Genomic DNA, 13145 nt, shown 5'->3' on the forward strand with positions numbered 1-13145 from the left:
ATATGGCGAAAACCCTGTCGAAACCGGCCAGCGGCGCGCTTGCGCCCTGGCTCGGCATTTCGCTGATCGTGATCCTGTTCGATCAACTGTCGAAGATCGCGATCCTGAAAACGTTCGCGTATGGCGCGCAGCATGCGCTGACGTCGTTCTTCAACCTGGTGCTGGTGTACAACCGCGGCGCCGCATTCGGCTTCCTGTCGACCGCGAGCGGCTGGCAGCGCTGGGCGTTCACCGCGCTCGGCATCGGCGCGACGCTCGTGATCTGCTTCCTGCTGAAGCGCCACGGCCACCAGCGGCTGTTCAGCGTGTCGCTCGCGCTGATCCTCGGCGGCGCGCTCGGCAACGTGATCGACCGGCTCGTGTACGGTCACGTGATCGACTTTCTCGATTTCCACCTCGGCGCCTGGCACTTCCCGGCGTTCAACCTCGCCGATTCCGCGATCACGGTCGGCGCGGTGCTGCTGATCTACGACGAACTGCGTCGCGTGCGCGGCTCGCGCTAAGCGCGCATACTCGGCGTCGACGGCCGGCCTCGCGCCGGCCGTCCCGTTTGACCCTTGGAGGCCTGAGTTGGCACACGCAGAACTCGCAGGAAAACACCTCGTTCTCGGCCTGACGGGCGGCATCGCCTGCTACAAGATCGCCGAGCTCACCCGGCTCCTCACGAAGGCCGGCGCGACCGTGCAGGTCGCGATGACCGAAGCCGCCACGCAATTCATCACGCCCGTCACGATGCAGGCGCTGTCGGGCCGGCCCGTCTATACGAGCCAGTGGGACGCGCGCATCGACAACAACATGGCGCACATCGACCTGTCGCGCGAAGCCGACGCGATCGTGATCGCGCCCGCGTCGACGGATTTCATCGCGAAGCTCGCGCACGGGTTCGCGGACGACCTGCTGTCGACGCTGTGCGTCGCGCGCGACTGTCCGTTGCTCGTCGTTCCCGCGATGAACCGCCAGATGTGGCAAAACCCGGCCACGCAGCGCAACGTCGCGCAACTGCGCGCGGACGGCGTGTCGGTGCTCGGCCCGGATTCGGGCGCGCAGGCGTGCGGCGAAGTCGGCGACGGCCGCATGCTCGAGCCCGAGGCGATCTATGAAGCGATCGTCGCGCATTTCGCGCCGAAGGTGCTCGCGCATCGGCGCGTGCTGATCACGGCCGGCCCGACGTTCGAGCCGCTCGACCCGGTGCGCGGCCTCACGAACCGCTCGAGCGGCAAGATGGGCTTCGCGCTCGCGCGCGCCGCGCAGCAGGCCGGCGCCGACGTACATCTCGTCGCCGGGCCGGTCGCGCTCGACACGCCATGGGGCGTGTACCGCCAGGACGTGCAGACCGCGCAGCAGATGTACGACGCGGTAATGCATGCCGTCACCGATGCCGACATTTTCATCGCGGTGGCCGCGGTCGCCGACTGGCGCGTCGAACAGCCGGCCGAGCACAAGATGAAGAAGACCGCCGACCGCAAGATGCCGGCGCTCGCATTCGTCGAGAACCCCGACATCCTCGCATCGGTCGCGGCGCTGCCCGATCCGCCGTTCTGCGTCGGGTTCGCGGCCGAAAGCGGCGATCTCGACGTGCACGGCGACGAGAAGCGCAAACGCAAGAACGTGCCGCTGCTCGTCGGCAACCTCGGGCCGCTGACGTTCGGCCGCGACGACAACGAAGTCGTGCTGTTCGAGGCCGCCGGCCTCACGCGCCTGCCGCGCGCGCCGAAGGACGAACTCGCGCATGCGCTCGTCGCGGAAATCGCGAAGCGCCTGCCCGACAACCGCCTGATCTGATCTCCCGCGCGGCGGTCTGCGCCGCCGCGCCTTTCCCGACCGATTCGACGACCGCATGAAACTCGACCTGAAGATTCTCGACGCGCGCATGCGCGACTACCTGCCCGCCTACGCGACCACCGGCAGCGCGGGCCTCGACCTGCGCGCGTGCCTCGACGCGCCGGTCACGCTGCAGCCGGGCGAAACGACGCTCGTGCCGACCGGCCTTGCGATCCACCTCGCCGACCCCGGCTATGCGGCGCTGATCCTGCCGCGCTCGGGCCTCGGCCACAAGCACGGCATCGTGCTCGGCAACCTCGTCGGCCTGATCGACTCCGACTACCAGGGCCAGTTGATAGTCTCGACGTGGAATCGCGGCCAGACCGAGTTCGTGCTGAACCCGTTCGAGCGGCTCGCACAACTCGTGATCGTGCCGGTCGTGCAGGCGCAGTTCAACATCGTCGACGACTTCGCGGAAAGCGATCGCGGCGCAGGCGGCTTCGGCAGCACTGGCCGTCACTGAACGACGCAACGCAAAAAAGGGGCCTCGCGGCCCCTTTTCTTTTTCCGTTCGCCGTCATTCGCTGACCGGCTGCGCGATCCGAGCGGGTACCGGTTCGCGTCGCCGTGCCTGTGCGATGCTCGCATAGATCACCAACGCGACCAGCACGCCGAGCAGCACGGCCGACGAGCCGACCGTACCGAGCGCGAGCCCGCCCTTCGCGACCGGCTTCGTCAGCAGGTCGCCGACCGTCGCGCCGAACGGACGCGTGAGCACGAACGCGGCCCAGAACAGCAACACGCCGGAGATCCGCGTGAAATAGTGCGCGAGCACGATCGCCGCAAGCAGCCCGCCGATCAGCAGCGCGCCGCCGCCGAAACCGAGCCCCGAGCTGTCCGCGAGAAAATCGCCGAGCGCGGTGCCGAGCGTGTTCGAGAACAGGATCGCGATCCAGTACAGCAGCTCGACCTTGCGCGTGCGGATCAGGTCGACCGACAGCGATTCGCCGCTGAGCCGCCAGACCGCGAAGATCGCCAGCAGGATCGCGACGAGGATCGACGAGCCGGCGGCATAACCGAGGCCGAGCGTGCGGTCCATGAAGTCGGACATCGTCGTGCCGGCCGTGCTCGTCGCGACGATCACGGCCCAGTAGATCGCCGGGCGATAGCGCGTCGTCTTGAGCTGCGCACCCAGCGTCACGAGGAAGAAACCGAACAGCATGATCGAGCTCACCGCGTAGCCGACGTTCAGCGTCATCGACAGCAGGTCGCCGCCGGTTTCGCCGAGCGTCGTCGCGCAGATCTTCATGATCCAGAACGCAAGCGTGATTTCGGGAAGTTTGTTCATTCGAACCCCTTTTTACAGGAAAGCGGCGAGCCGGCGCGTACCGGCTCGCATCGCGGACAGGATCGAATGTTAGTCGCCGCCGGCTTAACGGAACCTTAGCGAACGTGAAGATCGGGATGGCCGGCAGGCGCGGCCGTGGGCGGCCGCGCTGGCACCGTCAGCGCGCGTGCTGGTGCCGGTAGTGCAGCGCATACGCGAGCGTCAGCAGCACGACGAACACGATGCCGACCACCATCGTCATCCGGAATTCGCGAGTGAACGCGGTCGTGAACAGGATCGCCGCGACGAGCCCCGCGCCGAGCAGGCTGCCGAACGGGTGCCCCCACATCCGGAACGCGAGCGCGGGGCCGCGATACTGCGAACGGAAGCGCAGGTGCGTGACGAAGATCATCAGCCAGGTGAGCAGTGCGCCGAACATCGCGATCGCCATCATCACGGTGAACGCCGTGTCGGGCGCCAGCGCAACCAGCACGGCCGCCACCGCGACGCCGCTCGTCGAGATCCACAGCGCCGCACGCGGCACGCCATTCGTGCCGAGCCGGCCGAACACCGCCGGCGCGAGCCGTGCGCGCGACAGGCTGAACATCATCCGTGTCGTCACGTAGAGCTGGCTGTTCATCGCCGACAGCGCCGCGATCAGCAGCACGAAGTTGATCACGCCCGCCGCGTACGGCACGTGCGTCGCGGCCATCACCTTCACGAACGGGCTTTCGTCGGTGCCGGCCTGGGTCCACGGCACGATCGCGAGCATCAGCGACAGCGTCAGCAGGTAGAACAGCACGAGCCGGAACACCGTCGAGCGGAACGCGCGCGTGACCGCGTGCTGCGGATCGCGCGCTTCGCCCGCGGCAATTGCGACGGCCTCGATGCTCATGTAGCTGAAGATCGCGACGATCACCGCGACCCAGGTGCCCCACGGCCCCTTCGGCATGAAACCGCCGTGCGCGGTGTAGTTCGCGAAGCCGATGCCCGATGCGGCCGGCGCCGACCACACGAAATACGCGCCGAGCACGATGAACACGACGATCGCCGCGATCTTCAGCAGCGAGAACGCGTATTCGACCGAGCCGTACAGCGTGACGCTCGCGAGGTTCACGGCGATCAGCAGCGCGGAGAAGCCGATCACCCAGTACCAGCCGGGCACGGCCGGGAACCAGTACTTCATGAACACGGCGATCGCGCTGATCTCCGTGCCGATCGCGAACACGACCGCGAACCAGTACGCATAACGCACCAGAAAGCCCGCGAGCGGGCCGACGTAGTGTTCGGCATACGCGCCGAACGAGCCGGCCGTCGGATGCGCGACGGTCATTTCCGCGAGCGCACCCATCAGCAGCAGCGCGATCAGCGCGCCGATCGCATACGAGACCAGCACGCTCGGGCCGGCAAGCCCGATCGCGAACCCGCTGCCGAGGAACAACCCCGTGCCGATCGCGCCGCCGATCGCGATCATCGCCATCTGCCCCGACGTCAGCGCGTGGCGCAACCCTTGTTCGCGCGCGACGATGTTGTCGAACGACCGTTGTTGTTGTGTCACTGCCTTACCACTCCCCTGCACCACCATTGCGCCGCCGGCGCCGGATAAAACGAAACGGCGCGGAGAACTTCCCGCGCCGTTCGCATGAACAACGAATTATCGCTTACTCGACTTCGACCGTCTCTTCGTTCGGCTTGTGCGGCGGATTCGCCAGCTTGTCGAACGACAACTGCACCTTGTCGTTTTCGTCAACGTCGACCGTCACGTGACCGCCGTTGACGAGCTTGCCGAACAGCAGTTCGTCGGCCAGCGCGCGACGGATCGTGTCCTGGATCAGCCGCTGCATCGGCCGCGCGCCCATCAGCGGGTCGAAGCCGTGCTTCGCGAGATGCTTGCGCAACGCGTCGGTGAACAGCGCGTCGACCTTCTTCTCGTGCAGCTGTTCCTCGAGCTGGATCAGGAACTTGTCGACCACGCGCATGATGATTTCCTCATCGAGCGAGCGGAAGCTGATGATCGAATCCAGGCGGTTGCGGAACTCCGGCGTGAACAGGCGCTTGATGTCGGTCATCTCGTCGCCCGTTTCGCGGCGCGTCGTGAAGCCGATCGTCGCCTTCTGCATCGACTCGGCGCCCGCGTTCGTCGTCATGATGATGATGACGTTGCGGAAATCCGCCTTGCGGCCGTTGTTGTCCGTCAGCGTGCCGTGGTCCATCACCTGCAGCAGCACGTTGTAGATGTCCGGATGCGCCTTCTCGATTTCGTCGAGCAGCAGCACGCAATGCGGCTTCTTCGTGACGGCTTCGGTCAGCAGCCCGCCCTGGTCGAACCCGACATAGCCCGGCGGCGCGCCGATCAGGCGGCTCACCGCATGACGCTCCATGTACTCCGACATGTCGAAGCGGATCAGCTCGATGCCGAGCGTGAACGCGAGCTGGCGCGCCACTTCGGTCTTGCCGACACCCGTCGGGCCGGAGAACAGGAACGCGCCGATCGGCTTGTCCATCTTGCCGAGGCCCGCGCGCGCCATCTTGATCGATGCCGCCAGCGCGTCGATCGCCGGATCCTGGCCGAACACGACGCTCTTCAGGTCGCGGTCGAGCGTCTGCAGCTTGCTGCGGTCGTCCTGCGACACGCTCTGCGGCGGCACGCGCGCGATCTTCGAGATGATTTCCTCGATCTCGCTCTTGCCGATCGTCTTCTTCTGCTTCGACTTCGGCAGGATGCGCTGCGCGGCGCCCGCCTCGTCGATCACGTCGATCGCCTTGTCCGGCAGGTGACGGTCGGTGATGAAGCGCGCCGACAGTTCGGCCGCGGCCGACAGCGCGCCCGACGAATACTTGACGCCGTGGTGTTCCTCGAAGCGCGACTTCAGGCCGCGCAGGATCGCGACCGTCTGCTCGACGGTCGGCTCGCTCACGTCGACCTTCTGGAAGCGCCGCGACAGCGCCGCGTCCTTCTCGAAGATGCCGCGATACTCGGTGAACGTGGTCGCGCCGATGCACTTGAGCGTGCCCGACGACAGCGCCGGCTTCAGCAGGTTCGACGCATCGAGCGTGCCGCCCGACGCGGCGCCCGCGCCGATCAGCGTATGGATTTCGTCGATGAACAGGATCGCGTGCGGACGCTCCTTGAGCTCCTTCAGCACCGTCTTCAGACGCTGCTCGAAATCGCCGCGATACTTGGTGCCTGCGAGCAGCGCGCCCATGTCGAGCGAGTAGACCTGCGCATTCGCGAGGATGTCGGGCACTTCGCCGCGCGTAATGCGATAGGCGAGCCCTTCCGCGATCGCGGTCTTGCCGACGCCGGCCTCGCCGACGAGCAGCGGATTGTTCTTGCGGCGGCGGCACAGCACCTGCACGACGCGCTCGACCTCGGGCTCGCGACCGATCAGCGGATCGATGCGGCCGTCCTTCGCCATCTGGTTCAGGTTCTGCGTGAACTGCGCGAGCGGCGTTTCCTTCTGCGCATTCGCGTCTTCGCTTTCCGCGTTCGCGTCGGTCGACTTCGCGGCTTCGCCGCTGTTCGTCTTCGCGATGCCGTGCGAAATGAAGTTCACGACGTCGAGGCGCGTGACGCCCTGCTGCTGCAGGTAGTACACCGCGTGCGAATCCTTCTCGCCGAAGATCGCGACCAGCACGTTCGCGCCGGTCACTTCCTTCTTGCCGTTCGACGTCGACTGGACGTGCATGATCGCGCGCTGGATCACGCGCTGGAAACCGAGCGTCGGCTGGGTATCGACATCGTCGGTGCCCGGGACGGTAGGTGTGTTGTCGTGGATGAAATTGCGCAGGTTCTGACGCAGGTCCTCGATGTTTGCCGCGCACGCGCGCAACACCTCGGCTGCCGTCGGATTATCCAGCAGGGCCAGCAGCAGATGCTCGACCGTAATGAACTCATGGCGCGCCTGGCGTGCTTCCATGAACGCCATGTGCAGGCTGACTTCCAATTCCTGGGCAATCATGCTTCCTCCATCACGCACTGCAGCGGATGCCCGGCCTGCCGCGCATGGGTAACGACTTGCTCAACCTTGGTCGACGCGATGTCCCGCGTATAGACCCCACAAACTCCTCGCCCTTCGCGATGGACCTTCAGCATGATCTGCGTGGCCGTCTCGCGATCCTTCTTGAAATACTCCTGGACCACCATCACGACGAACTCCATCGGCGTGAAGTCGTCGTTCAGCAGCACCACCTTGTACATCGAAGGCGGCTTGAGCTTCTGCTGCTTGCGTTCCAGGACGGTACTGTCCTGCTTGTCCGGGATAATCGCCATACACCCATTCTAAACAACTCGGACAGGCCCGCAATCCTGCCATTACCCGACCGACCGGCCGGCGCCCTCCCCGGTATCCCGGAACACGCGATCGTCTTCGCGCCATACGAAAGCCGGCTGCGGTGCCGGCTTTCACGCGTGGCGCGGAACACGAACCGTCAGGGGGACCGCACCGGAACGTCGTATCCGCATCCAGTATCCCACAAGCCGGGACGACTCGAACGCGTGTCACTCGAGCCTGGTATATGAGCCGATTATGCGGCTTTTCAAGTCCCCGCGCTTGGCCGCATGCTGCGAAGCAAAGCCGGAAAAACCCTGAAAATGGGTTCTTTACAACGGCCCTCCATACGTCTAAAAATTCCACTTGACACTCCAATAAAGAGCGCCAACAATCAAGCTGGCACTTTTTTCAAATTGCCGGTTGGCGAAATGAAAGAGGCCGAGGTGAGCTTGTGAGGGGGGAACGGCTGCATTTTCCGGTCGTTTAGCTTTTCGAGCGTGCTCGTGGTAAGTAGCAGCGACTGTGTGACAGGGGAAGTAGGTATGGCAACTGGTATCGTTAAGTGGTTCAACGACGCGAAGGGCTTCGGTTTCATCACTCCCGACGAGGGCGGTGAGGATCTGTTTGCTCACTTCTCGGCTATCACCATGAATGGCTTCAAGACGCTGAAGGAAGGCCAGAAGGTGAGCTTTGACGTCGTTCAAGGACCGAAGGGCAAGCAAGCGTCGAACATCCAGGCCGCATAAAGGCATCGGATATCGGACGAAGAAACCCGGCGCATTGCGCCGGGTTTCTTTTTTTGAGGCCGGCCAATCGATTATCGATTGGCCGGCCTTTTCGTTCAATCCCGATTATTGAACACGTATTGTCTTGTCACGCATGCAGATCGGAAACTGATCCGGCATGTGAAACACATTAGCGCCGTCGTTACACAACCTTCAGCGTGCCCATCATGCCGAGATCCTCGTGTTCGAGAATGTGGCAATGAAACATGCGTTCGCCAGGCATGTCTTGTGTGACGAGAATCGTCACGGTTTCGTCGCTGCGCACGTTCACGGTATCGCGCCATGCGCGGAACGGTTCGGCCGTGCGCGAGCCGCCCGACGCGCGCTCGATCACCTGGAACTGCGTGCCGTGCAGGTGGAACGGATGGTCCATGTCGGTGGCATTGCGGATCTCCCAACGCTCGACGTCGCCGCGCCGGCTCGTCAGCGTCGCACGGTGCGGCGCGTAGGTCTCGCCGTTGATCGTGAAGCGCATGCCCGCCGGGCGGCCGTGTGCCGCGCCCTTCATCATCGCGTCCATGTCCATTTCTTCGCCGAACGCGACTGTCTTGTGCGCAACCGGTTCGCCCAGCGGCGGCACCGCGCGCAGCGTCGCGGGCAGCGCGCGCGCCTCGGCAGGCGCAAACGCGACATCGGCAAGCGCCAGCGCCGGATCGGGCGGCAGGCTGCCGTGGCCGTCGTCGTGCGACATCGCCATCTTGCGGCGGTCGTATTCGGCCGCCTGCAGCACCGCGCGCGACGCGCGATCGCCGGTGCGCACCAGTAGCTCCGCGCGCTCGCCCGGCGCGATCAGCAGCGAAGTCACGCGGCGCGGCGCGTCGAACAGTCCGCCGTCGGTGCCCGCGTGCTCGAACGCGCGGCCGTCGTCGAACGCGACGCGCAGGTAGCGTGCGCTGCACGCATTCCATACGCGCCAGCGTTCGTCGCCGGCGACGTCGATCCGCGGCCGGCGTGCGCCGTTGACCAGCACGAACTGACCTTCACGGCCGTTCATCCAGTCCATCATGTCGTTCGGTGCAATCGTGCCGTCGCGCGCAAGCTTCAGGTCCGACACGAACAGGTTGCGCTCGGGCCAGCCGGCGAGCGGATCGTCCGCGGCGCGCACGACGAACGGGCCGGCCAGCCCGCGAAACACCTGCTCGGCTGTCATCATGTGCGGATGCGGGTGGTACCAGTAGGTGCCGGCGCTCCCCTTCGGCAGCGTAAAGCGGTACACGCGCGACGCGCCAGGTGCGACGGGATCGGACGGGTTGCCGTCCTGGTCGGGCGGCACGGGCAAGCCGTGCCAGTGGATCGTCGACGGCTGCGGCAGCTTGTTCACGAACCTGATCTCGACCGTATCGCCCTCGCGCACGTCGATCAGCGGGCCGACGACGGGGCCTTGCGTGCCCGCACCGAACTGCCAGAACGTGGTCGGCCGCACACCGCGCAGCACCGGCCGCGCAACGGGCTGCGCCACCAGCGTGGCCCGGAACGTGCCGGGCTCGCGGCTTTCGTTTGCGAGCGTGCGCAACGCCGCGAGCGGCGCGCCGGCCGGCAATGCGTCGGCGGCCGCGAGCGCGGCCGGCGCGGGCTTGCCGTGCTGCGCGTGAGCCGACATTCCTGACATGCCGGGCATGTCGTCCATCGAATCCATGCCGGCCATTCCAGCATGACCGGCATGCTGCGCCCACGCCGTGCGCGCGAACAGCGACGCGGTCGCGACACCGATGGCGCGCGACAGGAAGGTTCTCCGTATCATCAATCGTTCCTCGTTATCCATGCTGCGTCGCGCGGCAGCCGCGACGCCCGCGCCGGCCGGCTCGAATGCCGATGCGCGACGCGAAACCTGATGCCCGCGTCATCATAACCGCAGGCCCCTGTCGAAGCGTGCCGCCGCCGGTCGGGCGGCGATACGCCGCAGTGCGCGGCGATGTCGCGCCGGATTCGGCACGCGTCGACGGAAGCGCCAATCCGCGATGCGCTGCCCTTCGCCGGCGACCGCTACCACCGCTTACCCGCTCCCATTACGCCCTCCGGGCGACCGCTCGGCACCGGCCTGTCCGTCCCTGCATTGGCGCTCGTCACGTCCTCCTCCCCCGAAACCGTCAATATTTCACGATGCGGAACAAGTCCCTGCGTTGTAAAAATTCGTGGTGCAGGGCACAAATTTCCTGTTTCGCGATGCCAAAAATCGTTCCGCAATACAAAACGACAAAAATAATGCGTTGTTTTTAAATGGGATTTTTTGTTTCGAGAAGCTGCTCTACGCGCACCATCCGGCCGGGTCGCGGACGTAGACTTTGTTCCATGCACTGACGCTTCGCCACGACGTTCGATACGGAACCAGCCGCAAGCAGCCAGTCGGGCCACAGCCGGCCGAGCCGGCGGGCGGCACAACAGAATCGCTTGTAATCAGAAAGGGAGAACGGAAATGAAGGGATTTCGCTTTGGTTCAGCGCTCGGGTCGTTCTACATCCTGCCGGGTAACGGCGGCTGGGAAGCGACGTTCGGCAACGCCCTGCTCGGCGCGTTCTCGTGCCCCGAAGTGGCAGCCGACCACATCTCCCGCGGCGACTGCCCGCAACTGTCCGAAATGGACACGGCGACGCTCGAGGTGCCGCACGAAATCGCCGAGTGGGAAATCGTTCACGTCTGAATGGCAAACCTGCAACGAAAAACGCCCCGGGCGTCCGGGGCGTTTTCCTTTTGCGTCGGGCGGCGGACGGCAAAACCCGCCGCGCCGGCACACGCATTGGCTCGCGCGATTGCGCGACCGGCGTCAGGCGACCGCGTCGACGATGCCGTTCAGCGTCGCGCTCGGGCGCATCGCCTGGCTCGTCAGGTCGACGTTCGGACGGTAGTAGCCGCCGATGGCCTGCGGCTTGCCCTGCGCAGCCGCCAGTTCTTCCAGGATGCGCGCTTCGCTGTCGGACAGCGCCTTCGCCACGCCTTCGAACTGCGCCTTCAGCGCGGCGTCCTCCGTCTGCTCGGCAAGCGCCTGTGCCCAGTACAGGCACAGGTAGAAGTGGCTGCCGCGGTTGTCGAGGCCGCCGACCTTGCGCGCCGGCGACTTGTTCTCGTCCAGGAACTTGCCGGTCGCCTGGTCGAGCGTCTTCGCGAGCACGACCGCCTTCGGGTTCTGGTATGCGTGGCCGAGGTGTTCGAGCGACGCTGCCAGCGCGAGGAATTCGCCGAGCGAATCCCAGCGCAGGAAGCCTTCCTCGACGAACTGCTGCACGTGCTTCGGCGCGGAACCGCCCGCACCCGTTTCGAACATCCCGCCGCCGGCCATCAGCGGCACGATCGACAGCATCTTCGCGCTGGTGCCGAGTTCCATGATCGGGAACAGGTCGGTCAGGTAGTCGCGCAGCACGTTGCCGGTGACCGATATCGTGTCCTTGCCCGCGCGGATGCGCTCGAGCGAGAAGCGCGTCGCTTCGACCGGCGTCAGCACGCGGATGTCGAGGCCGTTCGTGTCGTGATCCTTCAGGTAGCGTTCGACCTTCGCGATGATCTGCGCATCGTGCGCGCGCGCCGGATCGAGCCAGAACACGGCCGGTGCGCCGGTCGCGCGGGCGCGGTTCACCGCGAGCTTGACCCAGTCCTGCACCGGCGCGTCCTTCGTCTGGCACATGCGCCAGATGTCGCCCGACTCAACGGCATGCTCGAGCAGCACGCTGCCGGCTTCATCGGTGACGCGCACGACGCCGTCGGCCGGGATCTGGAACGTCTTGTCGTGCGAACCGTATTCTTCGGCCGCCTGTGCCATCAGGCCGACGTTCGGCACGCTGCCCATCGTGACCGGATCGAATGCGCCGTGCTGCTTGCAGTCCTCGATCACGGCCTGGTAGACGCCCGCGTAGCAGCGGTCCGGAATCACGGCCTTCGCGTCGTACAGTTCGCCGTCCGGGCCCCACATGCAGCCCGACTCGCGGATCATCGCCGGCATCGACGCGTCGACGATCACGTCGCTCGGCACGTGCAGGTTCGTGATGCCCTTGTCCGAGTTGACCATCGCGAGGCGCGGGCGCACTGCGTACTCGGCCTTGATGTCGGCTTCGATCGCTTCGCGCGTGTCGGCCGGCAGGTCCTTCAGGCGCGCGTACAGGTCGCCGATCCCGTTGTTCGGGTTGAAACCGGCCTGCGCCAGCACGTCCGCGTGCTTCGCGAGCGCGTCGCGGTAGAACACCGACACGAAATGGCCGAACAGGATCGGATCGGAGACCTTCATCATGGTCGCCTTCAGGTGCACCGAGAACAGCACGCCCTGCGCCTTCGCGTCGGCGATCTGCGCTTCGATGAAGCTGCGCAGCGCGTTGCGGCTCATCACCGATGCGTCGATGACTTCACCGGCCTTCACGGCCGTCTTTTCCTTCAGGACCTTCTTCGCGCCGTCGGCCGTCGTGAGTTCGATCTTCACGCTGCCGGCATCGGCGATCAGCGCCGACTTCTCGCTGCCGTAGAAGTCGCCTTCGCTCATGTGCGCGACGTGCGCCTTCGACGTGGCCTGCCATGCGCCCATCTTGTGCGGATGCTTGCGTGCGTAGTTCTTGACGGACAGCGGCGCGCGGCGGTCGGAGTTGCCTTCGCGCAGCACCGGGTTCACCGCGCTGCCCTTGATCTTGTCGTAGCGGGCCTTGACGGTCTTCTCTTCGTCCGTCGACGGATCTTCCGGATAGGCCGGCAGCTTGTAGCCCTGCGCCTGCAGTTCGGCGATCGCGGCCTTGAGCTGCGGCACCGACGCGCTGATGTTCGGCAGCTTGATGATGTTCGCTTCCGGCTTCAGCGTGAGCTGGCCCAGCTCGGCCAGATCGTCGGAACCCTTCTGCTCAGGCGGCAGGATGTCTGCGAATGCCGCGACGATGCGGCCGGCGAGCGAGATGTCGCGCGTTTCGACGGCGACGCCGGACGAGCGCGTGAAGGCCTTGACGATCGGCAGCAGCGAATAGGTCGCGAGCGCGGGCGCTTCGTCGGTGAGGGTGTAGATGATCTTGGGCGAAGTGGACATGGTCGATG

General features: G+C 65.6%; 11 protein-coding genes. 5 read left to right on the forward strand and 6 right to left on the reverse strand.

Going from position 1 to position 13145, the window contains the following annotated elements; genetic code table 11:
- Positions 1–2: 2 nt before the first annotated feature.
- The 3 genes from lspA (at position 3) to dut (ending at position 2284) form a co-directional block, all read left to right on the forward strand.
- Positions 3–503 carry a signal peptidase II gene (lspA, locus tag ABD05_RS02615; protein WP_047898830.1) on the forward strand — a complete coding sequence of 167 codons (501 nt, stop codon included), beginning with the start codon at positions 3–5 and terminating at the stop codon, positions 501–503.
- Positions 504–570: 67 nt separating this feature from the next.
- Positions 571–1782: a bifunctional phosphopantothenoylcysteine decarboxylase/phosphopantothenate--cysteine ligase CoaBC gene (gene coaBC, locus ABD05_RS02620; RefSeq protein ID WP_047898831.1), complete on the forward strand. Its 1212-nt coding sequence runs from the start codon at positions 571–573 to the stop codon at positions 1780–1782.
- Positions 1783–1837: 55 nt separating this feature from the next.
- On the forward strand, positions 1838–2284 hold the full coding sequence (dut, locus tag ABD05_RS02625) for a dUTP diphosphatase (RefSeq protein WP_047898832.1): 447 nt from the start codon (positions 1838–1840) through the stop codon (positions 2282–2284).
- A 54-nt stretch (positions 2285–2338) separates the two neighbouring features.
- Here dut and ABD05_RS02630 read toward each other — a convergent pair whose 3' ends face one another.
- From ABD05_RS02630 to clpS, 4 genes are all read right to left on the reverse strand, one after another.
- A complete protein-coding gene (locus ABD05_RS02630; protein WP_047898833.1) occupies positions 2339–3109 on the reverse strand; it encodes a COG4705 family protein in 771 nt (256 codons plus the stop codon).
- Positions 3110–3266: 157 nt separating this feature from the next.
- On the reverse strand, positions 3267–4646 hold the full coding sequence (locus tag ABD05_RS02635) for an amino acid permease (RefSeq protein ID WP_047901044.1): 1380 nt from the start codon (positions 4644–4646) through the stop codon (positions 3267–3269).
- Between the two features lie 103 nt (positions 4647–4749).
- Positions 4750–7050: an ATP-dependent Clp protease ATP-binding subunit ClpA gene (clpA, locus tag ABD05_RS02640; protein ID WP_034178825.1), complete on the reverse strand. Its 2301-nt coding sequence runs from the start codon at positions 7048–7050 to the stop codon at positions 4750–4752.
- Positions 7047–7361 (reverse strand): ATP-dependent Clp protease adapter ClpS, encoded by a 315-nt coding sequence (clpS, locus tag ABD05_RS02645; protein ID WP_006398529.1) that lies wholly within the window; start codon positions 7359–7361, stop codon positions 7047–7049. Before clpS ends, clpA begins: the two co-directional genes overlap by 4 nt.
- A 543-nt stretch (positions 7362–7904) precedes the next feature.
- Here clpS and ABD05_RS02650 point away from each other — a divergent pair.
- Positions 7905–8108 carry a cold-shock protein gene (locus ABD05_RS02650; RefSeq protein WP_006478030.1) on the forward strand — a complete coding sequence of 68 codons (204 nt, stop codon included), beginning with the start codon at positions 7905–7907 and terminating at the stop codon, positions 8106–8108.
- A 181-nt stretch (positions 8109–8289) separates the two neighbouring features.
- Here the strand turns inward: ABD05_RS02650 and ABD05_RS02655 are convergent, their stop codons facing one another.
- Positions 8290–9888: a multicopper oxidase family protein gene (locus ABD05_RS02655; RefSeq protein WP_047898834.1), complete on the reverse strand. Its 1599-nt coding sequence runs from the start codon at positions 9886–9888 to the stop codon at positions 8290–8292.
- A gap of 672 nt (positions 9889–10560) precedes the next feature.
- Here ABD05_RS02655 and ABD05_RS02660 point away from each other — a divergent pair.
- A complete protein-coding gene (locus ABD05_RS02660) occupies positions 10561–10785 on the forward strand; it encodes a hypothetical protein (RefSeq protein WP_047898835.1) in 225 nt (74 codons plus the stop codon).
- Positions 10786–10908: 123 nt separating this feature from the next.
- On the opposite strand, the gene ABD05_RS02665 is transcribed toward ABD05_RS02660, so the two are convergent.
- A complete protein-coding gene (locus ABD05_RS02665; protein ID WP_047898836.1) occupies positions 10909–13137 on the reverse strand; it encodes an NADP-dependent isocitrate dehydrogenase in 2229 nt (742 codons plus the stop codon).
- Positions 13138–13145: the final 8 nt, after the last annotated feature.

This window comes from Burkholderia pyrrocinia (genome assembly GCF_001028665.1).
GTDB classification, from domain to species: domain Bacteria; phylum Pseudomonadota; class Gammaproteobacteria; order Burkholderiales; family Burkholderiaceae; genus Burkholderia; species Burkholderia pyrrocinia.